The organism is Streptomyces smaragdinus, from assembly GCF_009604385.1.
GTDB lineage: Bacteria > Actinomycetota > Actinomycetes > Streptomycetales > Streptomycetaceae > Streptomyces > Streptomyces smaragdinus.
The window spans coordinates 1-19,556 of sequence record NZ_WEGJ01000051.1 but is presented as its reverse complement, the minus strand read 5'-3'; the positions used below and the strand labels follow the sequence as shown (position 1 = coordinate 19,556).

Sequence of the window (19,556 nt, the reverse complement as noted above, 5' to 3'; positions counted from 1 at the left end):
TCCCCCACGGGGGCGTGTGGTGGCGAAAGGGGCTGGTCCGGCGTGCTCGGAAGACCAAGGGCGAGTTTTCCCCCGCGCACCGGGCGGCTGACCGCGCTGTCGGCCCTGTCCGGCCTCGTCATCGCGGCCGTGGCCGCCTCGTTGGCGGGCCCCTGGGACAACGGTCAGCGTACGGCCGAGCGGGAGCGGGCCGCCGCCCAGGTCCGTACGGGTGACGCGGATCACGCGGAGAAGGCCCCCGGCCGCGACGATCCGCAGGCCAGGCACCACGCCCCCGAGGTGCTGGCGGCGCTCGGCCCCGCGGACGCCGCGCCGGGCCAGACGGGCGCCCGCGCCGGGGCGCCCCGGCCGACGGAGGCGGGGCTGGCGGACGTGCTGGGCCCCCTGCTCAGGGACCGGTCCCTGGGGTCGCTGCGCGCGGCCTCCGTCTGGGACGTGGCCTCCGGCGAGGGCCTGTACGGCTCCCGCCCCGGCACCTCCGCGATCCCCGCGTCGGTGACGAAGCTGGCGACGGGGGCCGCCGCCCTCTCCGCCCTGGGCCCCGACCACCGCATCGCGACGGTGACCCGGGTCAAGGGCTCCACGGTGTACCTGGTGGGCGGCGGCGACCCGACACTGACCGCCGCCGAACTGGACCAGCTCGCGAAGGACACCGCCCGCGCGCTCAAGAACAAGGACAAAGAGGTCACCCTCCGGTACGACACCTCCGCGTACTCCGGCCCCGTACGCCACCCCATCGGCGTCAACGACAACCTCGCCCCCGTCACGGCGCTGATGGTCGACGAGGGCCGTCTGGACGACAGCACGCACGGCCCCGCGCCCCGCTCCGGCGACCCGGCGGGCGCGGCGGCACGCCTCTTCGCGGAGAAGCTCGGCAAGCACGGGGTGAAGGTCAGCGGCCCGGCACGCTCCGGCCAGGCACCGAAGAAGGCCGGGCAGACCGCCGTCGTGTACTCGGCGCCGCTGGGGATCGTCGCCGAGCGGATGCTCACCAACTCCGACAACGACATCGCCGAACACCTCGCCCGCCAGGTCGCGATCGCCGCCGGCCGCGCCGCCAGCTTCTCCGGTGCCTCGAAGGCGGTCGCCGCCGAACTCGCCTCCCTGGACCTGCCGGTGAAGGGCGCGAGCTTCGCCGACGGCAGCGGGCTCAACCGCCGCGACCACGCCTCCGCCGAGTTCTACGCCCGGCTGCTGGTCGCCGCGGGCGACCCCGACCACCCCGAACTGCGCCCGCTGCTCACCGGTTTGCCGATCGCCGGCTTCAGCGGCACGCTCGACGAGCGGTACGCCGACGGCTCGGGAGCGGGCTTCGTACGCGCCAAGACGGGCACCCTGACCGGGGTGAACACCCTGGCCGGCACGGTGGTGGACGCCGACGGACGGCTGCTGGCCTTCGCGTTCATGGCCAACGGGACCACGGACCGCGACGCGGCGCAGCGCACGCTGGACAAGATGGCGTCCGCGGTGGCGAAATGCGGCTGCCGCTGACCGTGTTTACTCACCAAGTGCACGTTCCCCGAGCCGCTCTGTTGTAATTCGGCCCCTCATGGCAGCATCACGGTCAGGAACACGTGATACGGGGAGCACGGAGGGGATCCATGGCGGGGGGCAAGGCCGGGATACGACGGCGTACGAGGACCCTCCTCGCCGCCCTGCTCGCCCTCTCCGCAAGCTGGGCGGCCCCCGCCGTACGCGCGCAGCCCCCGCCCACGGCGGACGAGGTGCACGCGCAGATCCAGGAGCTGTACCACCGCGCCGAGACGGCCACCGACACGTACAACGCCGTCGACGCGCAGGTCCAGGAGCAGCAGCGGGCCGTCGACCGGATCACCGTGGCGACCGAACGGGCGCGGGAGAAGCTGCAGAAGCTGAAGGACCAGGCCGGGGCGCTGGCCCGGGCGCAGTACCGCAGCGGCGGCTTCCCCACCGAGGCGCAGCTCGTGCTCAGCGACCACCCCAAGGACTTCTTCGACGGACTGCACCTCAGCGACAAGGCAATCAATGCCCAGGCGGGCCTGATCCGCGAGCTGTCGGCGACCAAGAACGCCCTGGACGGCTACGCCGCCGACGCCACCGACCTGTACGACCGGCTGGACAGCGACCGCCGGGAGCAGGCCAAGGCGAAGAAGGAGATCGAGGAGCAGATAGCCGGGGCCAGGGTGCTGGAGTCCCGGCTGGCGAAGGACGAACGCCGCCGGCTGGCCCTGCTGGAGGACGCCACCGCCCGCGCCAGCCAGGCCGAATGGCTGAGGTCCGGCATCCTCGACCGGCTCACCGCCGGCGCCTCGGCGCCCGGCAGGCGGGCGATCCAGTACGCGACGGCCCAGCTGGGCAAGGACTACGAGTGGGGCGCCGAGGGCCCGACCACGTTCGACTGCTCGGGCCTGACGATGCGCGCCTGGCAGGCCGCCGGATACCGGATCCCGCGTACGTCGCAGGAGCAGTACCGGCATCTGACGCAGGTCGACATCATGTCCATGCGCCCCGGGGACCTGATCATCTACAAGGAGGACGCCAGCCATGTCGCCCTCTACATCGGCGACGGCCTGATGATCCACGCGCCGCGCACCGGGCGTCAGATCACCGTGGCGGGCGCCGGATCCCTCCCGATACTGGCCATCATGAGGCCCGACGCCTGACCGTCCCGGCGCGTGATGTTTGTCATGCCCTGACCTGCGTTGATGCAGCAAAATCCCCTCGTTGCGGGCGTGTTTTGGCGTCAGCCGTTCCGGACGGCCGCACGGAGGCGCTAGGGTCCCCCGAGTGGCGGTTCGCAGTTCAACGACCCGCCGGCCCTCGGGGGGAGGGAAGGAAGACACCGATGCCCGCATCCGGGCGGCCCTCCACGACCGACGGTGGAGGTCCCACCAGCGGCGAGCACCGCGGCGACAGCCGGCACACGCCGCTGCTGCCCGGTCAGCGCACCCAGCCTCCGGCTCCCGTCACGCAGATCAACGTGCTGCTCGTCGAGGACGACCCCGGCGGCGGCTTCAGCGTGCCCTCACTCCTGGACCACGAGGCCGCCGGCGCCCACCGCGCCGAACGCATCCGGGTGCGCACCGCCCGTAACCTCACCGAGGTCGGCCGGCTGCTCACCCAGGACGTGCACTGCATCCTGCTCAACCTCGCCCGCACCGACGCGGACGCCCCCGGCGACGGCTTCGACACCCTGCGCGAGGTGCTGCGGGTCGCCCCCAGCCACGCCGTGCTGGTCCTCACCGACGGCGGCGAGGGCGAGCGGGCCGCCGAGGCCGTACGGGTCGGCGCGCAGGACTTCCTCTTCCGCGACGAGCTCGACGGCCGCCTGCTGGGCCGCGCCATCCGCTACGCCGTGGAGCGCAAGCGCGCGGACGTCGCCCAGCACCGGCTGACCGCCGCGCGGATGCACGCCCGGGAGAACGCCCGCCTGGAGCGCGGCCTCCTCCCCACCCCGCTGCTGGACGGCTCCGGCCTGTCGTTCGCGGCCCGCTACCGCCCCGGCCGCAGCCGCGCGCTGCTCGGCGGCGACTTCTACGACGTCGTCCGCACCCCGGACGGCGCGGTGCACGCCATGATCGGCGACGTCTGCGGCCACGGCCCGGACGAGGCGGCGCTCGGCGTGGAGCTGCGGATCGCCTGGCGGGCGCTGACCTTCGCCGGGCTGTGCGGCGACGAGCTGCTGTCGACGCTGCAGCGGGTGCTGGAGAACGAGCGCGCGGACGAGGAGATCTTCGCGACGCTCTGTACGGTCGACATCGCCGCCGACGGCCGCCGCGCGGGCGTCTGCCTGGCCGGCCACCCCGCGCCACTGCTCGCCCACCCCGGGCAGGGCCCGCGGCTGCTCCCGGACGAGCTGGGCGGTCCCGCGCTCGGCCTGCTGGACAAGGCCCGCTGGCCGCGCCAGCAGGTGGAGCTGGGCGGGAAGTGGAGCCTGATGATGTACACGGACGGCCTGATCGAGGGCCGTACGGGCGCCGCGGACGGGTCCAGGCTGGGCCAGGAGGGCCTGCTGGACCTGACGGGCACGCTGCGCGGCCGGGGACTGCGCGGCGAGGAGCTGCTGGACGAGACGGTCACCGAGGTCCGCCGGCTCAACGGCGGCGAGCTCACGGACGACGTCGCGGTGCTGCTCCTCGACCGGGGGCAGTGACCGTCAGCGGCCGCCGTTGTACGGCCCGTACGGACCGTCCGAGCTGCTGCCGCCCCGCCGGCGCGGGCCGGTGACCTGCTTGAGCGCGGGGCGGACATCGACGAAATAGACGATGTTCGCGATCAGCCCGATGATCATCAGGAAGAACATGCCCGCGAAGAAGTTCACGGCCACCGCGATACCCAGGATGATCAGCCAGAAGCCCTTGTTCTGCTTGTCCGCCGCCCGGTAGGCGTCCTCGCGCTTGAGTGCGGCGTCCACGAAGGCGACCACGGAGAACAGGGTGATGGCCCATCCGATGACGAGCAGCACCATTCCGAACCCTTGCAGCAACACGCTCGACACCACCCGTCCGCCGTGACAAACATTTCCGGCAACCGTACCCGCTCCGACGGCCCGGACACCCCGCCTGTGCCCGGTCCCGCCGCCGGAAGGGCGCTCGGCTCAGCTCTCGTTCTTCGGTTCGGTCTTCTTGGCCGCGGCGGTCTTCTTCGCCGCCGTCGTCCTACGAGCCGTCGTCTTCTTGGCGGCGGGAGCCGCCTTGGCCTCCGGCTTCGGCTTCGGCTCCGCGTCGATCACGGGCTCCGGCGCGGGGCGTACGACCTCGGCCGTGTACTCCACGTCGTCCGCCGCCCTGCCCTGCCACGCCTGGACGGCGCCCCGGCCGCGCTCGGCCAGCTCGTCGTACGCCTCACGGGCCTTGACCGCGTACTCCGCGGCCCGGCCGACGCCCTGCAGCGCCAGGTCCTGGGCGTTCTCCCGGAGCTTCTTCACGTCGGTGTCGATGTTCGCCAGCGCCTCGTGGACCTTCGCCTGGGCCTCCTTGGCCCGCTCGGCGACCCGCTCGCGGGCGACCTTGGGGTCGGTCTCGCGCACGGCCTGGATCCGCTCGGGCGCCTGCTCCCGCAGCTTCTCGACCAGCGCGGGCACCTCCCGCAGCTTCTCCTGCGCCAGGTCGGCAAGCCCGGCCACCGCGTAGAGCGGGGTGGGGTCGGAGAGCGTCTTGCGTACGTCGTCGGTGATGGTCATGAGTCTTTCCCTCCCTGGAACCGTTCTTCCCCTGCCGCAACGCCCCCGTCGCCCTCGTCCCGCGCGTTCTCCTTGCGGAACGAGTCGTAGATCTGGAGCAGCACCTGCTTCTGCCGCTCGTTGATCGCCGGGTCGGTCAGGATCGCCGTGTGCACGGCGACCCCCTCCGTCTCCCGCCGTTCGTCGAGGATCCCGGCCTGCACGTACAGCGTCTCGGCGGAGATACGCAGCGCCTTCGCCAGCTGCTGCAGGATCTCCGCGCTCGGCTTGCGCAGGCCGCGCTCGATCTGGCTCAGATACGGATTGGACACGCCCGCCGCGTCCGCGAGCTGGCGCAGGCTCAACTGGGCGTGCCTGCGCTGTTCGCGGAGGAACTCCCCCAGATTGCCGACCTTGAGCGTTGCCATGCCTCCAGGGTGCTCCCGGGTGCTAACTATTGCAAGCAGCCGCTTGCTACTGTGACGCGCCTCACATTATCGCGATGTATCGCGTTACCCCTAAGGGCTGGAGATCATCCGCGGAGGGGATGCGGGGCGCCCCGCCCGGGAGGACGCTCGGAGGTATGAGTCTCGATGATTACGGCGGCGGGCAGCACGAGCAGTCCGACGTCCTGGTGGTGACGACGAACGACCTCCCCGGCTACCGGGTGACCCGGGTGGTCGGGGAGGTGTTCGGGCTGACGGTGCGCTCGCGGCATGTGGGCAGCCAGATCGGCGCCGGACTGAAGTCCCTGGTCGGCGGCGAGCTGCGCGGGCTGACGAAGACGCTCGCGGAGACCCGTACGCAGGCGATGGAGCGGCTGATGGAGCAGGCCCGCGCCCGCGGCGCCAACGCGGTGCTCGCCTTCCGCTTCGACGTGACCTCCGGCGCCGACGTCGGCACGGAGGTCTGCGCGTACGGGACGGCCGTCGTCGTCGAAGCCCTCCCCGCGTAGCGCCTAGCCGCCGCGACGGCGTGTTCGGCGACCCAGGACGTCTCCCCCCAACCGGGGTTGCCGAACAGCTCGCGGCCAGCCCGAACCGCTCCAGCAGCTCCCCGGCCCGCCGCCGCGCCCCCGCACCGCCCAGATGATGCAGCCGCCCGAAAAGCTTCGCCCGGATGTCCTCGAACGCCGGACGGGCTATGCGGTCAGGCGTCCTCCGCCGTGAAGCCGCCCGCCGCCCACGGGTCGCCCTCGCCGGCCATCACGTAGGCCCCGCCCTCGAGTCGCTCGATCAGCCCCCGGGTCCAGGCGGCGCCTGCCTCCGCGCTGTGCACCCACAGCCGCATGATCTCCCCGATGTGCCCGAAGTCCTCGTCCCCCTGCGGCGCGTAGTGCTCGAGCACCGAGCCCCGCCACGCGTCCATCGCCGCCACCCGCTCCTTGAGCAGCGCGACAGCCTCCGCGCGCGGCAGGTCGACGACGAACCCCACCCCCGCCGACAGATAGTCGATCTTCTGGTCGTGCCGCCGCAACGACTCCCGCAGCAGCGCGAAGTACTCCGCGTCCCCCTCGGCCGTCAGCTCGTACTCCACCCGCGGCGGCCCCCCGGCCGTGCTGGGGGCGACGTCGTACGCGTGCAGCAGCCCCTGCTTGGCCATCTGCTTCAGCGCGTGATAGATCGACCCGGGCTTGAGGCCCGCCCACTCGTGCGCGCCCCAGTACTCCAGGTCGTTGCGGACCTGATAACCGTGCGCCCGGCCGTGCTGCCGCACGGCACCCAGGACCAGCAGCCGCGTCGCGGACACCAACCGCCTCGCTTCCCTTGTCGCCGAAAGTGTGCCCCCCAGGCTATTCAAACTTGACGACCCGCCCACACAAAAAGGGCCGGACTCCCGCAGGGGAGCCCGGCCCGGACGGAGAACGGAGTCAGACCCCGTACACCGCGTTGCAGAACTTGGCCACGTCGTCCTTCTCCAGCCCGCGCACGAGATCGCACTCGCTGATCATGCCGACCAGCTTGCCGTCCTCGATCACCGGCAGCCGGCGCACCTGGTGCTCGCTCATCAGCGCCAGCACCTGGTCCTTGGTCGCCGTCGACTTGACCCAGGCCGGCCGGCCGTGCGCCAGATCACCGGCCTGCATCATCGTCATGTCCTTGCCCTGGGCCACACACTCCGTGACGATGTCGCGGTCCGTCAGCATGCCGATCAGCTTGTCGTCGGGCCCGCAGATCGGCATGCAGCCGACGTCGAGGTCACGCATCTTCACGGCCGCGGTGGCCACGGTCTCGGTCGACTTGACGCACTGCACACCGGAATGCATCAGGTCACGGGCGGTCTTCTCGGCGGTGGGGGCGGTCATAGGGGGTCTCCTCCTGGTTCGGGACCGTCGTCTCCGCCATGGTTGGCGCGGGACGGACCCGCGGGCGAGCCGCCCGCCGCCGAACGGGTGAATCCGTCACCGTCCGTCACAGCAGGAAACGGCTCCGGCCGTGCTGGATGGAGATCCACTTGACCGTGGTGAACGCGTCCACCGTGGACTCCCCGTTCAGCCGTCCCACACCCGAGTTCTTCTCGCCGCCGAAGGGCACGATCGCCTCGTCCGCTATGGTCCCGTCGTTCACATGGATCATGCCGGTGTCGATCCGGTGCGCGATCCGCACCCCGCGCTCGGTGTCGGCGGTGTGGACGGCGCCGCTCAGCCCGAAGGGCGTGTCGTTGGCGATCTCCACCGCCTCGTCGTCCCCGTCGAACGGCACGATCACCACGACCGGCCCGAACAGCTCCCGGCGCAGTATCGAGGCACCGGGCGCGATGCCCGTGAGCACCGTCGGCTCGACGAGCGTGCCGACCGTACGGCCGCGGACCAGCGCCGTGGCGCCGGCGTCGACGGCCGCGGCGACCTGCTCGGTGACGGACTCCGCCTGCCGGTCGTTGATCAGCGGCCCCAGATCGGTGCTCGGGTCCGCCGGGTCGCCGACCTTCAGCGCCCTGACCCGGGCGACGAACTTCTCGGTGAACTCCGCCTCCAGCGACCGGTCGACCAGCACCCGGTTGGCGGCCATGCACACCTGCCCCTGGTGCGCGAAGCGGCTGAACACCGCGGCGTCGACGGCGTAGTCCACGTCGGCGTCGTCCAACACGATGAGCGCGCTGTTCCCGCCCATCTCCAGCACCGTCCGCTTGAAGTGCTTCGCGGCGACCGTGGCCACATGCCGCCCCACCGTGTCGGACCCGGTGAAGGACAGCACCCGCGGCACCGGGTGCTCGATGAACGCGTCACCGATCTCGGCGATGTCCGTCACCACGACATTGAGCACGCCGGGCGGCAGCCCCGCCTCCTCGAAGATCTTCGCGATGAGCGTGCCGCCGACGACCGGCGAGCTCTGGTGCGGCTTCAGCACCACCGCGTTGCCGAGGGCGATCGCGGGAGCGACGGACTTCATGGCCAGGAAGAGCGGGAAGTTGTACGGGCTGATCACGCCGACCACGCCGACGGGATTGCGGTAGACCCGGTTCTCCTTGCCCGGCACCGGCGACGCCAGCACCTTGCCCTCGGTGCGCAGGGCGTACGACATCGACTCGCGGAGCATGTCCTTGGTGAGGAACAACTCGAACGCGGACTTCAGATACGTCCCGCCCAGCTCGGCGATGATCGTCCGGGTGATCTCCTCCTCGTACCCCTCGACGATCCGCAGCGCCCGCTCGAAGACGAGCCGGCGGTCGTACGGGCTGACCCCGGCCCAGTCCCGCTGCGCCCGCTCGGCCGACCGGTAGGCCAGGTCGACCTCGTCGGCGGTGGCGACGGTGATCGAGGCGAGCTTCTCCCCGTCGTACGGGTTGACGTCGATCAGGTCCCAGGACCCGGCGCCGGACCTCCACTCGCCGTCGATGTACTGGCGTGCGAGACCGTCGAAAAAGGCCATGCCATCCCCGTCTGCCGTAGGGCGCCCCGATGGCATGTCATCGTACTGACTACTTACGCCTCTTGAGCGATCAAGAGCCACAACTGGCCGAATCTGCCTGCCGTTTGATTGACACAGCGGGCCAAAACGGCTATCGGTCACAGCCCCCGGGCGCGGGCACGCAGCAGTTCGCGGGTCTCCTCCGGGTCCAGCGCGGCGCGGTGCAGCCGGTCCATGGCCGCGTGGTAGCGGGTCACGTCCTCCGACTTGTCCAGATAGATCGCGGACGTCAGATGCTCGACGTAGACCACGTCCGACAGGTCGCCGTCCGGGAAGCCCAGCAGGGTGAACGCCCCGCTGTCCGGGGCGTGGCCGCCGTAGTCGAACGGCACGACCTGCAGCGTCACGTTCGGCATCTCGGTGAGGTCCAGCAGGTGCTCGAGCTGCTCGCGCATCACGCCGGCGCCGCCGTACGGACGGCTGATCGCCGCCTCGTCCAGCACCGCGTGCAGCCGCGGGGCGTCCTCGGCGTACAGCAGCTTCTGCCGCTCCAGGCGGACACCCACCCGGCGCTCGATGTCCGCGGTGGACGCGGTCGGCTGGCCGGCGGTGACGACGGCCTGGGCGTAGCTCTGCGACTGCAGCAGTCCGTGCACGAACTGCACCTCGTACACCTGGATGGAGGCGGACGCCGCCTCCAGGCCCACGTAGGTCGGGAACCAGCCGGGCAGCACGTCGTTGTAGCTGTGCCACCAGCCCGCCACGTTCGCCTCGCGGACCAGCCCCAGCAGCGCCTCGCGCTCGCGCTCGTCCACGACCCCGTAGAGCGTCAACAGGTCCTCCACGTCCCGGGCCTTGAAGCTCACCCGACCCAGCTCCATCCGGCTGATCTTGGACTCCGATGCCCGGATGGCGTAGCCGGCGGCGTCGCGGGTGATCCCGCGGTCCTCGCGCAGTCTTCTCAGCTGTGCTCCGAGCAGAATCCGGCGGACCACCGACCCACTCGACTTGTCCACTGCGGTCATCTACCTGCTCGCCTCCGCCCGTCGCTCAGCTCAGCCCATCGCCCCCCGGCGTCCCCCAGGCATCAACGGCGCACAGTCTGCCATGAACCTGCTTCATTGTGTGCTCAGGTGGTTACAGATATAGGAAAGTTTGCAATCACATTGGACATGAACCGGTACACCCTATCCCAATTCGATCGCGTGCACGTGCATCTGCCCTTGCATCTGCCGTACGCATTCGGAACGATGGTCACTCGCAACGCCGATTGCCGACGTCAGCCTGCGACTGCCGGGGAGTGCTCAGCATGGGACCCGAAGCACAAACCATGCTCGAACCCTTATGGCAGGGGCTGCCCCCGATCGATCCGGGGGCGATCGCGGGAGCCGCGTCGTGCGCCCTGCCCGCCGAGTACGCAGCGGTCGGAGGGGCCCGGAAGTTCACCATGTCGACCCTGCGTCACTGGGAATTGGACAGACTCTGCGACGACGTCGCACTCGTGGTCTCCGAACTCGTCACCAACGCCCTGCGGCACGCGCTGCCCGGCGCCACCGCCGTGAACGGCTCGTCTCCGGCGGAGCCGCCCGTGCGGCTGCACATCATGCGCTGGTCGTCGCGGCTGGTGTGCGCGGTGCGCGACCCCAGCAGCGACAGCCCGGTGGCCGGTGAGGCCGACTTCTCGGAGGAGTCGGGGCGGGGGCTGTTCCTCGTCAACTCCTTCTCCGACAGCTGGGGCTGGCATCCGCTGACGGGCACGCTGCGCGGCAAGGTGGTGTGGGCGCTGTTCCATCTGCCTGCCGCCGGATGAGGGCAGTCGGCCGTCTCCGCCCGCGTGGCGGGGACGGTCAGTAGCCTGTGCGTATGACCGGGGGCCGGGGGAGGATCGTCGACGGGCGCTTCGAGCTGCTCGAGCGGCTGGGCAGCGGCGGAATGGGCACGGTGTGGCGGGCGCGCGACACCGCGCTGGAGCGGGACGTGGCGCTGAAGGAGGTCCATCCCGACGCCGTCACGCTGCCGCGCGAGCGCGTGCTGCGCGAGGCGCGGGCGCTGGCCCGGCTCAGCCACCCGAACGTCGTCACCATCCACCACATCGTCGAGGCCGACCCGCATCCGTGGCTGGTGATGGAGCTCGTACCGGGCCAGAGCCTCCAGGACCGGCTCGCCACCGGCCCCATCGCGCCGCACGAGGCCGCCCGTATCGGGCTGGACGTGCTCTCCGGGCTGCGCGCCGCGCACGCCGCCGGGATCCATCACCGGGACGTCAAGCCCGCGAACGTACTGCTGCGGCCCGACGGGCGGGCGGTGCTCACGGACTTCGGGATCGCCGTGCTGCAGGGCTCCACGCAGCTGACGAACCCGGGCGAGGTCGTCGGTTCCCCCGAGTACATCGCGCCCGAACGCGTCCGCGGCGCCGCCGACGAGCCGGCCGCCGACCTGTGGTCCCTGGGCATGACGCTGTACGTGGCGGTGGAGGGCGTCAGCCCGCTGCGCCGCCCCGGCACCCTGGCCACCCTCGCCGCCGTGGTCGAGGACCCCGTACCGCCGCCGCGCCGGGCGGGGGCGCTGGGGCCCGTACTGCGGGCGCTGCTGGTCAAGGACCCCGCCGCGCGGCCCACTTCGGCCCAGCTCGACGGGCTGCTCCGGCAGGCCGCCCAGGCACCGCGCACCGCGCCGGCGCCCGCGGCGGGCTATACGCCGACGTCGCTGGACAGCCCCCGGCCCACCCGGCCCGGGCCCGCCCCCGCCCGGCGGGGATCGCGGCCAGCGCTGGTCGCCGTCGCGCTGGTGGCGTCGCTGGCGCTGGTCGGGGGGCTGGTGACCGCGCTGGTGATGCTGGCGGGGGAGCGGTCGGACGAGGGGGATAGTGGGGCCTCGCAGTCTCCGTCCGTGACCGCGCCGGAGTCGCCCACCCCGACGCCGACCCAGCCGACGCCGAGCACCACGGCCCCGGCCACATCCCAGTCGAACGGCCCCACCGCCGGTAGTTGGATCGCCGTACTCGCCTCGGTCCCCGTGTCCGGCGGCACCGGTGCGCGGGACGCACGGCTGCGCTCCATCCGGCAGACGGTGCCGGAGGCGCAGGCGCTGCTGAGCGACTCGTACGGATCACTGCGCGCCGGCTACTGGGTCGTCTACGCGCCGGGTCCGTTCGCCGACGGCAAGGACGCGGTCCGCTTCTGCGCGGACCGCGGACGCACCACGGCGACCACGTGCTACGGGCGCTATCTCAGCGACGCACGGGCCGACTACCCGCTGATCTGCTATCCGCAGAGCGGCGGTTCAGGGCGCTGCGTAAAGCCCTGACCTGCGGGATCAGCCGTGGACGAGGTGGTCGAACTCGCCGTCCTTCACCCCGAGGAGCATGGCCTCGATCTCGGCCGGGGTGTAGATGAGGGCGGGGGAGTCCGGGAAGCGCGAGTTGCGTACGGCTATCTCGCCGCCCGGCAACTTCGCGAATTCCACGCACGTTCCCTGCGAATTGCTGTGGCGGCTCTTCTGCCATACGGCACCGTGAAGATCTCCGGCTGGCATGCCGTTGTACGCCTGGGCCACGGGGCTCTCCAATAATCAGTTGCCGATGTCAACTGCTGTGGATCATAGCTGCGTTGACGTGCATCTGCATCGGCAAATGCACGTGCACGTATGGTGAACGCCCACTTCCGCAGCGCGTTTACTGAGGCCAGAGGGGTGCGCGCGGCGCTTGTGTCATGATTTGCCCTCCCCCCGGCCCCGTTGCACAGGCAATGAGATGACCGCTTTGTCAGCTGTCCCCTCCCTCGTCGATCAGACGGTGGACCTCGCGGGCGACCAGACCGAGCCGTGCCTCTGCGACGAGCGGGACGGCCCGCCGGTTCCGCCGGGCCTCGTGGACGTCGATGTCCACGGTCACGAGCGCCGGCTCCCATTTCGGGGCCTGCGCGACGACGGCGCCGCGCGGGTCGATCACCCGGGAGCCGCCCCAGAAGGAGGCGCCGTTCTCGTTGCCGACGCGGTTCACGAACACCACCCAGCACTGGAGCATCTTCGCGGTGTACGCGAGGAGGGTGTCCCAGTAGACCTCCGTGTCCATGGCCTCGGGGTCGAGGCTCGCGGCGCTGTTCGTCGGCACGAAGAACACCTCGGCGCCGTCCTGGACGCCGAGCCAGGGGAGGACGGGCTGCCAGGCGTCGTTGCAGACGAGGGTCGCGGCGCGGCCGCCGGCGACGGTGGGCAGGTCGTAGGCGCGCATGGTCTGGCCGGGGCTGACGTGCTTGCGTTCCTCCCAGGCCAGGTAGTTGGGGAGGTAGAGCTTGCGGTGGGCGTGGACGATCGCGCCGTCGGCGTAGTAGACGGAGGTGTTGTAGGCGCGCAGGCCGGTGTGTTCGTGCAGGCCGGCGAGGACGCCGGGGCCGTGCCTGCTGAGGTCCTTCAGGCGGGGGTCGTCCAGGGGGAGGGACGTGTCCCGGCCGATGCCGCCGAGGTGGTAGCCGTTGAGGCTGAGCTCGGGGAAGACGATCAGGTCGGCGTGCTGGTCGGCGGCCTGGTCGGTGAGGTCGCGGGCCACGGCCAGGTTGTGGTCGACGTCGCCGAGCAGGGGGTCGGTCTGGGCCAGCGCGACGCGCATGGGTCACGTCCTGTTCGGTAGGTTTTACGTGATTATGCTCCGCCGGTTGTCGGAGGGCGGTGACAGACTCGGGGTATGAGGTGGGCGCTGGCCGAGTACGCGGACGGATCCGCCGCCGTCCGCCCGCTCGGGGGCGACGCGCGGCGGTATCCGGACGCCGTCGCGGCGGTGCGGGCCCACCCGGAGGCGACGCGGTGGATCTGGCGACGCACCGCGGGCGTGTATCCGCGGCTGCTGGCGGGCGGCGTGCGCGTCGGCCGGTGCTACGACGTCGAGACCGCGGAAACGCTTCTGCTGGCCCACGCGGGCGACCACGGCCTCCCCCGCAGCCTCCCCGCCGCCCACGCCCGCCTGCACGCCCTCCCCGTCCCCGAGGACCTCCCCGAGCGCCCGCACACCGAGGCCGAGCCGCAGCCCTCCCTCTTCGACACCGCCGCCCCCGGCCCCGCCCTCCCCGAGGACGCGGACCCCCTCGACGCCCTCCTCGAGGTGTACGAGGACCAGGAGCGCCGCCGGGCCCGTACGGCGGACCCCCGCCGGATGGAGCTCCTGATCACCGCCGAGTCCGCCGGCGCCCTCGTCGCCGCGGAGATGCGCCGGGCGGGCGTTCCCTGGCGCGCCGACGTCCACGACGCCCTCCTCACCGAGCTCCTCGGCGGGCGCTATCCGGGCGGCCTCGAGCCCCCGCGGCTGGCGGCGCTGGCGGAGGAGATCTCCGCCGCGTTCGGCCGCCGCGTCCGCCCCGACCTGCCCGCCAACGTCCTCAAGGCGTTCACGCAGGCGGGCATCCGGCTCACGTCGACCCGTAAATGGGAGCTCCGGCAGATCGAGCACCCCGCCGTCGAGCCGCTGCTGGAGTACAAGCGGCTCTACCGGCTGCACACCGCCCACGGCTGGCAGTGGCTGCGCACCTGGGTGGACGGCGACGGCCGCTTCCGCCCCGAGTACACCCCCGGCGGGACCGTCTCCGGCCGCTGGACCACCAACGGCGGCGGCGCCCTGCAGATCCCCAAGGTCATCCGGCGTGCGGTCGTCGCCGACCCCGGCTGGCGGCTCGTCGTCGCCGACGCCGACCAGATGGAGCCCCGTATCCTCGCGGCGGTCTCCGGCGACCGGGGGCTGATGGAGGCCTCGGGCAGCGACCGGGACCTGTACGCGGCGCTCGCCGACCGGGCGTTCCCCGGCGGCCGGGCGGAGGCCAAGCTGGCGCTGCTCGGCGCGATCTACGGCCAGACCTCCGGCGACGCGCTGAAGTACCTCGCCGACCTGCGCCGCCGCTTCCCCCGGGCCGTCGCCTACGTCGACGACGCCGCCCGCGCCGGGGAGGAGGGCCGCCTGGTCCGTACGCATCTGGGGCGCACCTGCCCGCCGTCCGCCGGCGCCGACACCGGCGAGGCGGGCCTGCCGCAGGACGACGCGGCGCCGGCGTACGGGACGACGAGCGCGGCCCGGGCGCGCGGGCGTTTCACGCGGAACTACGTGGTGCAGGGCAGCGCCGCGGACTGGGCGCTGCTGCTCCTGGCGGGCATCCGGCAGCGGCTGCACGCGGCGGGGCGGGCCGGTGAGCTGGTGTTCTTCCAGCACGACGAGGTGATCGTGCACTGCCCGGCCGCCGAGGTGGACGCGGTCCGCGAGACGATCGCCGCGGCGGCGGCGGACGCGGCGCGGATCGCGTTCGGTCAGACGCCGGTGCGCTTCCCGTTCACGACGGCGGCCGTGGAGTGTTATGCGGACGCCAAGTGAGGGGTCACGGCTGGATGCTGGACACCATGTTGGCGGTCGCGTTCAGACCCGTCTGGATGGTGGGCGCCATCGTCGTGCTGGCGAGATAGAAGCCCAGCAGGACGCACACCACGGCGTGCGTCGTCTTCAGATGGCCGCTGCGCAGGAAGACCACCGCGAGGATGAGGAGCAGCAGCACCACGGAGATCGATACGGACATCGGGTCGTCGCCCTCCCACGCGGACCGTCTACGGCTCCGGTCAGTGTGGCCCAGCGAACGCCCCCGATCGGGTCGGTACGTATCCGCCATTCGGGTACAGAATCGCCCGCGGCCCGCCTCCCGCGACCCGGCGCAGCTCCGCCTCGCGGTAACGGGCGGCGTGGCGGTGCCAGTTGAGGGAGCCGGCCATGGAGTCCCGCAGCTCCCCGACGAAGGCGTCCACCGCCGCCTGCGCGTCGGCGTCCAGGGCCAGCGCGTCGCAGAGCGCCGGCAGCTCCTCCTCGGTGAGGTGCACGAACTGGGCCAGGCGCCCGTTCATCAGGTCGTCCACGATCCGTAGCGCGGCGGGGTAGTCGCAGTCGAAGAAGTTCTGCGTGACCAGCAGCGCGTTGTGTGTCTCCCCCTCGAACTCGATCTCCTTCTGGTACGAGAACACGTCGTTGACCAGGCACGTGTAGTCCGCGGCCGCGTTCCGCACGGCCTGGAACGGCGTACTGCACCGCACCCGGTCCGGCACCCCGCGCCCCGCCGGCCCGAGGCCCGCGATCAGCTCGGCGCCGTACGTCTCCCGGCGCATCTCGACGTAGTCCACGGGATCGGGGATCCGGTGCTCGGCGGCGTTCTCCAGCTCCCAGATCCACGCGTCGAGCATCACCCGCACCGACCGCCGCAGCCTCGCCCGCCCCGCCGTGTCCAGCCCCCCGGCCGTCCGCGCCCACACGTCCGCCAGCCCCGCCGCCAGCGCGTCCCCGGGCGCCGGCGGCGGGGAGCCGTCCAGGGGCATCTGCAGCCACAGCCGCTCGTTGCACGCCCGCGCCCCCGCCACATCGCGCGCCGTACCAAAGACCCGCGCGTAGTGGTCGTCGGCGTACGTCCCCCAGCACAGCCACGCGGCGACCTCGTCCAGCTCCCCGGGCGCCGCCTCCGGCCGCAGCCCCGCCGCGCACAGCGCCACGTCGGCGGCGTCGAATCGCGCCTCGTCCCACACGCCCCCCAGCACACCCGTGCGCCGGGCCCACGCCCGCAGATTCCGCCGCGCCTGCGGCAGATGAGGGTTGAGCCGCAGCGCATAGGGAAGCCGGAACTCCGGCAGCAGCGACGGCCCCGTGGGCTGATACGGCGCGTGCCGGTGCTTGCGCAGCGCCTGCCGGACGTGCGCGGCGGACACCCCGAAGCCCGTCGGGGCGCCGGGCAGCCGCGGACCGGCGTCCAGGGCGCCCTCGTTCATGTAGCGGCCGGAGCGCAGATGCCACTCGTGGCCCCCGGACTGCCAGTCCTGCAGCCCCTTCGCGTACGTGAGGACAGCCGCCGCCTCCGCCCCGTCCAGCCCCAGCGAGGGCAGCTCGGTGAGGACGGTGTGGTCGAACTGCTGCAGCCGGGAGGTCAGCAGTTCGTTGACCCGGTCGGCGGCCTCCTGCGTGGAGACGCCCAGGAACGTCTCCAGCACCAGCACCCCGTTGCTGAGCTCCCCCTCGTCCTCGACTTCGCGCTGGTACGAGAACAGGTCGTTGCGCAGATGCACGGCGTCGGCGAACGTGTCGCACAGCACCCGCAGCGGACGCGAACCGGTCACCCGCGGCGGCACCTCGGCGCCCGCCGCGTACTCCACCAGACACGCCGACCAGGGGGCGCCGCCGACCTTGCGGCGCATCTCGATGTACTCGACGGGGTTGGCGATCCGCCCCTCGTTGATGTTGGCGAGCTCCCAGTCGGACTCGTCGAGCAGCGCCCGGATCACCCCCGCGAACCGCTCCCGCCAGGCCCGCGACATCACCGGACAGGTACGGGCCCACAGATCCCGCAGCCCGGCCTCCACCGGATTGACCGGCTCGGGGACCTCGGTGTCGAGGTCCAGCGGCATGAACCGCTCCAGCCGCTCCAGATGGGCGCGCCCGGCGGCGCGGTCGCCGGTGCGTTTGAAGAGCTCCAGGAAGTTGTCGTCGAAGAAGAACACCCACACGTACCAGTCGGTGACCGTGTCCAGCCGGTCCGCGGGGGCGTCGGGGTGGGTGTAGCCGCACAGCAGCGCGTAGTCGTGGGCGTCCAGATCGGCCGTGGTCCACACACCGGAGCCCTCGAGCATGCCGTGCCCGCGGGCCCAGGCCCGGGAGTGCTCCCGGGCCCGGACTGTGTACGGGCTGAGGCGGGCCGGATACGGCAGATAGAAGTCCGGCAGCCGGAAGGACGGCTCGCGCCCCGTACGGGATGGCATCAGTGGCCGATCTCCACGTCCTCGAGGACGCCGAGGGCGTCGGGGACCAGGACGGCCGTCGAGAAGTACACGCTGACCAGGTACGACATGATGGCCTGGTCGTCGATGCCCATGAAGCGGACGTTCAGCCCCGGCTCGATCTCGTCGGGCAGGCCCTTCTGGTGCAGGCCCACGACGCCCTGGTTCTCCGCGCCCAGCCGCATCGCGATGACGGAGCTCGTACGCTCCTGCGTCACCGGGATCTTGTTGCACGGCAGGATCGGCACCCCGCGCCAGCCCAGCACCTCGCCGCCCTCGAACGGCACGGGGGCGGGGACCAGACCGCGGGCGTTCAGCTCGCGGCCGATGGCCGAGATGGTCTGCGGGTGGGCGAGCAGGACGTTCGTCTCGCGGCGGCGGCTCAGCAGCTCGTCGAGGTCGTCGGGGGTGGGCGGGCCGGAGCGGGTGTGGACGCGCTGCTTGAGGTCGGCGTTGTGGAGGAGGCCGAATTCCGGGTTGTTGATGAGGTCGTGCTCCTGGCGCTCCTTCAGGGCCTCGACGGTGAGCCGGAGCTGCTGCTCGGTCTGGTTCATCGGCTCGTTGTAGAGGTCGGCGACTCGGGTGTGCACCCGCAGCACGGTCTGGGCGACGCTCAGGTCGTACTCGCGCGGCGCCAGCTCGTAGTCGGCGAACGCGACCGGCAGCCGGTACTCCCCGCTCAGCCCGGACGCCAGCTCGATCTCCGCCTCGCCGGAGCGGTTCTGCCGCTGCTGGGGCAGCGCGCGGAACTCCGCGAGGTGCCCGGCGAGCTCCCCGTGCGCGTCGAGCACCCCCTGCAGGGCGGCGCGGTCGAGGGTCAGCACGGTGGCCCGGGTGACGGCCTGCAGCGTGAACGGCCAGCTGCCCTCGGCGCCGAGCAGCAGCTCGGCGCCGGCGTGGTCACCGTCGGCGAGGACGCCGAGGACGGTCTCGTCGCCGTACTTTCCCTCGCCCAGCTTGTCGAGCCGCCCGTGCGCGATGAGGACCACCTTGTCGGCGGGCTCGCCACCGGCCACGACGACCTCGCCCGCCGCCACCTCACGCTGCTGGAAGCCCCCGGCGAGGGCGGCGAGGGCCGCGTCGTCCTCGAACGCCCGCAGCGGGGCGAGCTCGCGCAGCTCCTGCGGGATGACCCGGACGTCGCTCCCGGTCGCGACGAACTCGACGCGGCCGTCCCCGAGGGTGTGCGTGAGCCTTCGGTTCACCCGGTATGTGCCACCTCGCACGTCCACCCAGGGCAGGACGCGGAGCAGCCATCGGGAGGAGATGGCCTGCATCTGGGGCGGGGTCTTGGTGGTCGTCGCCAGGTTCTTGGCGGCGGCTGTGGCGAGACTTTGCTGCGCGTGCTCTTCGACTGTCGTCATTGCTCCATCGTGTTGACCGCCGCGGGGCGGCGGCAATCGCCCGAAAGAGCATGGTTGTATGGGGATTTGAGTGGTTAGGTATATGTGGTTCCGGGGTCTGTCTCCGTCGGTGCGGCGGTGGGGGGTCGGTCTTTGGCCGGCGGTTGCGTCGGCCTCCGTCGCGCGGCGGTGTGCCTCCGGCCGGTGGCCGTGTGCGGCGGTCTTCGGCTGGCGGTTGCGTCGGCTTTCGCGCCTCCGGCCTTCGGCCGGAGGCCTCAAACGCCGGCCGGGCTGGCGGTGGGTGTCTTGGCCTCGGGGGCGGTGTCTGGTCTGCCGGGGTGCGCGTGGGCGTGAAGTGGGTCGGGGCCGCCCGACACACCTACGCGCGTACTGCCGCGTCGTGGTCCATCCAGGCGCGTTTCCCGTACGCGCGCAGGCGTGTCGAAC

At 72.0% G+C, this 19,556-nt stretch carries 19 protein-coding genes; 7 read left to right on the top strand and 12 right to left on the bottom strand.

What is annotated here, in order from left to right; all coding sequences use genetic code 11:
• Window positions 1-42 precede the first annotated feature (42 nt).
• The 3 genes from dacB (at window position 43) to SRB5_RS32570 (ending at window position 4,132) form a co-directional block, all read left to right on the top strand.
• Complete coding sequence (dacB, locus tag SRB5_RS32580; protein WP_323378862.1) at window positions 43-1,491, top strand: D-alanyl-D-alanine carboxypeptidase/D-alanyl-D-alanine endopeptidase; 1,449 nt, start codon at window positions 43-45, stop codon at window positions 1,489-1,491.
• 110 nt (window positions 1,492-1,601) lie between these two features.
• Window positions 1,602-2,642, top strand: coding sequence for a C40 family peptidase (locus SRB5_RS32575; protein WP_153457092.1), 1,041 nt, complete (start codon window positions 1,602-1,604; stop codon window positions 2,640-2,642).
• 182 nt (window positions 2,643-2,824) lie between these two features.
• Window positions 2,825-4,132, top strand: coding sequence for a PP2C family protein-serine/threonine phosphatase (locus tag SRB5_RS32570; RefSeq protein ID WP_153457091.1), 1,308 nt, complete (start codon window positions 2,825-2,827; stop codon window positions 4,130-4,132).
• A 3-nt stretch (window positions 4,133-4,135) separates the two neighbouring features.
• Here the strand turns inward: SRB5_RS32570 and SRB5_RS32565 are convergent, their stop codons facing one another.
• From SRB5_RS32565 to SRB5_RS32555, 3 genes are all read right to left on the bottom strand, one after another.
• Window positions 4,136-4,468, bottom strand: a complete 333-nt coding sequence (locus SRB5_RS32565; RefSeq protein WP_323378861.1) for a DUF2516 family protein — start codon at window positions 4,466-4,468, stop codon at window positions 4,136-4,138.
• Between the two features lie 108 nt (window positions 4,469-4,576).
• Window positions 4,577-5,161 (bottom strand): hypothetical protein, encoded by a 585-nt coding sequence (locus SRB5_RS32560; RefSeq protein ID WP_153457089.1) that lies wholly within the window; start codon window positions 5,159-5,161, stop codon window positions 4,577-4,579.
• Window positions 5,158-5,568, bottom strand: a complete 411-nt coding sequence (locus SRB5_RS32555; RefSeq protein ID WP_153457088.1) for a helix-turn-helix domain-containing protein — start codon at window positions 5,566-5,568, stop codon at window positions 5,158-5,160. The genes SRB5_RS32560 and SRB5_RS32555 overlap by 4 nt, the downstream gene beginning before the upstream one ends.
• 155 nt (window positions 5,569-5,723) lie before the next feature.
• Between SRB5_RS32555 and SRB5_RS32550 the strand changes: the two genes are divergently transcribed.
• A complete protein-coding gene (locus SRB5_RS32550; RefSeq protein WP_153457087.1) occupies window positions 5,724-6,095 on the top strand; it encodes a YbjQ family protein in 372 nt (123 codons plus the stop codon).
• A 194-nt stretch (window positions 6,096-6,289) separates the two neighbouring features.
• Here the strand turns inward: SRB5_RS32550 and SRB5_RS32545 are convergent, their stop codons facing one another.
• The 4 genes from SRB5_RS32545 to SRB5_RS32530 form a co-directional block, all read right to left on the bottom strand.
• Window positions 6,290-6,889: a PadR family transcriptional regulator gene (locus SRB5_RS32545; protein WP_323378860.1), complete on the bottom strand. Its 600-nt coding sequence runs from the start codon at window positions 6,887-6,889 to the stop codon at window positions 6,290-6,292.
• Between the two features lie 121 nt (window positions 6,890-7,010).
• Window positions 7,011-7,445, bottom strand: coding sequence for a CBS domain-containing protein (locus SRB5_RS32540; RefSeq protein WP_153457085.1), 435 nt, complete (start codon window positions 7,443-7,445; stop codon window positions 7,011-7,013).
• Between the two features lie 106 nt (window positions 7,446-7,551).
• Window positions 7,552-9,009: an aldehyde dehydrogenase family protein gene (locus tag SRB5_RS32535; RefSeq protein WP_153457084.1), complete on the bottom strand. Its 1,458-nt coding sequence runs from the start codon at window positions 9,007-9,009 to the stop codon at window positions 7,552-7,554.
• A gap of 137 nt (window positions 9,010-9,146) precedes the next feature.
• Window positions 9,147-10,013, bottom strand: coding sequence for a Scr1 family TA system antitoxin-like transcriptional regulator (locus SRB5_RS32530; RefSeq protein ID WP_153457083.1), 867 nt, complete (start codon window positions 10,011-10,013; stop codon window positions 9,147-9,149).
• A 284-nt stretch (window positions 10,014-10,297) separates the two neighbouring features.
• Here SRB5_RS32530 and SRB5_RS32525 point away from each other — a divergent pair, with 284 nt between their 5' ends.
• Both SRB5_RS32525 and SRB5_RS32520 read left to right on the top strand, forming a co-directional pair.
• Window positions 10,298-10,798, top strand: a complete 501-nt coding sequence (locus SRB5_RS32525) for an ATP-binding protein (protein WP_407704020.1) — start codon at window positions 10,298-10,300, stop codon at window positions 10,796-10,798.
• A gap of 53 nt (window positions 10,799-10,851) precedes the next feature.
• Window positions 10,852-12,294, top strand: coding sequence for a serine/threonine-protein kinase (locus tag SRB5_RS32520; RefSeq protein WP_153457081.1), 1,443 nt, complete (start codon window positions 10,852-10,854; stop codon window positions 12,292-12,294).
• Between the two features lie 9 nt (window positions 12,295-12,303).
• Here SRB5_RS32520 and SRB5_RS32515 read toward each other — a convergent pair whose 3' ends face one another.
• Together SRB5_RS32515 and SRB5_RS32510 are read right to left on the bottom strand one after the other, a co-directional pair.
• Window positions 12,304-12,543: a DUF397 domain-containing protein gene (locus SRB5_RS32515; RefSeq protein ID WP_323378859.1), complete on the bottom strand. Its 240-nt coding sequence runs from the start codon at window positions 12,541-12,543 to the stop codon at window positions 12,304-12,306.
• A gap of 208 nt (window positions 12,544-12,751) precedes the next feature.
• Window positions 12,752-13,594 (bottom strand): nitrilase-related carbon-nitrogen hydrolase, encoded by an 843-nt coding sequence (locus SRB5_RS32510; RefSeq protein WP_153457079.1) that lies wholly within the window; start codon window positions 13,592-13,594, stop codon window positions 12,752-12,754.
• Window positions 13,595-13,669: 75 nt separating this feature from the next.
• On the opposite strand from SRB5_RS32510, the gene SRB5_RS32505 reads away from it, so the two are divergent.
• A complete protein-coding gene (locus SRB5_RS32505; RefSeq protein ID WP_153457078.1) occupies window positions 13,670-15,337 on the top strand; it encodes a bifunctional 3'-5' exonuclease/DNA polymerase in 1,668 nt (555 codons plus the stop codon).
• A gap of 4 nt (window positions 15,338-15,341) precedes the next feature.
• On the opposite strand, the gene SRB5_RS32500 is transcribed toward SRB5_RS32505, so the two are convergent.
• Genes SRB5_RS32500 through SRB5_RS32490 form a run of 3 tightly spaced genes read right to left on the bottom strand, consistent with a single transcriptional unit; the run spans window position 15,342 to window position 19,130 of the window.
• Complete coding sequence (locus SRB5_RS32500; protein ID WP_153457077.1) at window positions 15,342-15,536, bottom strand: hypothetical protein; 195 nt, start codon at window positions 15,534-15,536, stop codon at window positions 15,342-15,344.
• A gap of 40 nt (window positions 15,537-15,576) precedes the next feature.
• A complete protein-coding gene (locus SRB5_RS32495) occupies window positions 15,577-17,748 on the bottom strand; it encodes a terpene synthase family protein (RefSeq protein ID WP_153457076.1) in 2,172 nt (723 codons plus the stop codon).
• Entirely contained in the window at window positions 17,748-19,130 is a 1,383-nt protein-coding gene (locus SRB5_RS32490) for a family 2B encapsulin nanocompartment shell protein (RefSeq protein WP_153457075.1), read from the bottom strand. The genes SRB5_RS32495 and SRB5_RS32490 overlap by 1 nt, the downstream gene beginning before the upstream one ends.
• Window positions 19,131-19,556 lie beyond the last annotated feature (426 nt).

What these genes read in the sequence shown, in the direction of transcription:
- SRB5_RS32540 (WP_153457085.1), bottom strand. Translation starts at nt 7,445, where the DNA reads ATGACCGCCCCCACCGCCGAGAAGACCGCCCGTGACCTGATGCATTCC.
- SRB5_RS32525 (WP_407704020.1), top strand. Translation starts at nt 10,298, where the DNA reads ATGGGACCCGAAGCACAAACCATGCTCGAACCCTTATGGCAGGGGCTG.
- SRB5_RS32490 (WP_153457075.1), bottom strand. Translation starts at nt 19,130, where the DNA reads ATGACGACAGTCGAAGAGCACGCGCAGCAAAGTCTCGCCACAGCCGCC.
- SRB5_RS32505 (WP_153457078.1), top strand. Translation starts at nt 13,670, where the DNA reads ATGAGGTGGGCGCTGGCCGAGTACGCGGACGGATCCGCCGCCGTCCGC.
- SRB5_RS32510 (WP_153457079.1), bottom strand. Translation starts at nt 13,594, where the DNA reads ATGCGCGTCGCGCTGGCCCAGACCGACCCCCTGCTCGGCGACGTCGAC.
- SRB5_RS32520 (WP_153457081.1), top strand. Translation starts at nt 10,852, where the DNA reads ATGACCGGGGGCCGGGGGAGGATCGTCGACGGGCGCTTCGAGCTGCTC.
- SRB5_RS32550 (WP_153457087.1), top strand. Translation starts at nt 5,724, where the DNA reads ATGAGTCTCGATGATTACGGCGGCGGGCAGCACGAGCAGTCCGACGTC.
- SRB5_RS32530 (WP_153457083.1), bottom strand. Translation starts at nt 10,013, where the DNA reads ATGACCGCAGTGGACAAGTCGAGTGGGTCGGTGGTCCGCCGGATTCTG.
- SRB5_RS32535 (WP_153457084.1), bottom strand. Translation starts at nt 9,009, where the DNA reads ATGGCCTTTTTCGACGGTCTCGCACGCCAGTACATCGACGGCGAGTGG.
- SRB5_RS32495 (WP_153457076.1), bottom strand. Translation starts at nt 17,748, where the DNA reads ATGCCATCCCGTACGGGGCGCGAGCCGTCCTTCCGGCTGCCGGACTTC.
- SRB5_RS32560 (WP_153457089.1), bottom strand. Translation starts at nt 5,161, where the DNA reads ATGACCATCACCGACGACGTACGCAAGACGCTCTCCGACCCCACCCCG.
- SRB5_RS32570 (WP_153457091.1), top strand. Translation starts at nt 2,825, where the DNA reads ATGCCCGCATCCGGGCGGCCCTCCACGACCGACGGTGGAGGTCCCACC.
- SRB5_RS32500 (WP_153457077.1), bottom strand. Translation starts at nt 15,536, where the DNA reads ATGTCCGTATCGATCTCCGTGGTGCTGCTGCTCCTCATCCTCGCGGTG.
- SRB5_RS32555 (WP_153457088.1), bottom strand. Translation starts at nt 5,568, where the DNA reads ATGGCAACGCTCAAGGTCGGCAATCTGGGGGAGTTCCTCCGCGAACAG.
- SRB5_RS32575 (WP_153457092.1), top strand. Translation starts at nt 1,602, where the DNA reads ATGGCGGGGGGCAAGGCCGGGATACGACGGCGTACGAGGACCCTCCTC.